Source organism: Massilia genomosp. 1 (assembly GCF_011682185.1).
GTDB lineage: Bacteria > Pseudomonadota > Gammaproteobacteria > Burkholderiales > Burkholderiaceae_D > Telluria_A > Telluria_A rubra.
Genome location: NZ_WHJF01000654.1, coordinates 1 through 250, shown reverse-complemented (window position 1 = coordinate 250; position 250 = coordinate 1). Strand labels below are relative to the sequence as shown.

1 protein-coding gene is annotated in these 250 nt (G+C 58.0%); it reads left to right on the top strand.

Annotated elements, in window-relative coordinates:
• The coding region (locus tag F1735_RS35155) for a transposase (protein WP_187364446.1) at positions 1-127 on the top strand (127 nt) is incomplete at its 5' end.
• Positions 128-250 lie beyond the last annotated feature (123 nt).

The following is a 250-nucleotide window of genomic DNA, read 5'->3' as shown; positions in this document are numbered from 1 at the left end:
TCCGAGCATCCGCAAGAAGCTTTGGGGCGGCGCGCTATGGTCGCCTTCCTACTTTGCCGGTAGCTGCGGCGGTGCGCCTATCGCCGTTATCCGGCAGTACATCGAACAGCAGCAGACGCCGCACTAGCCTGAATGTTGCATAAACCGCCGCCGCAGCGTCACTTTTCCGATGCCGGAGTTTTTCAACTTAAATCGGAATGTCGCGGGCGATAGCGTCCCTACCCAATTGAACGGGACAGTCAATGAAGCG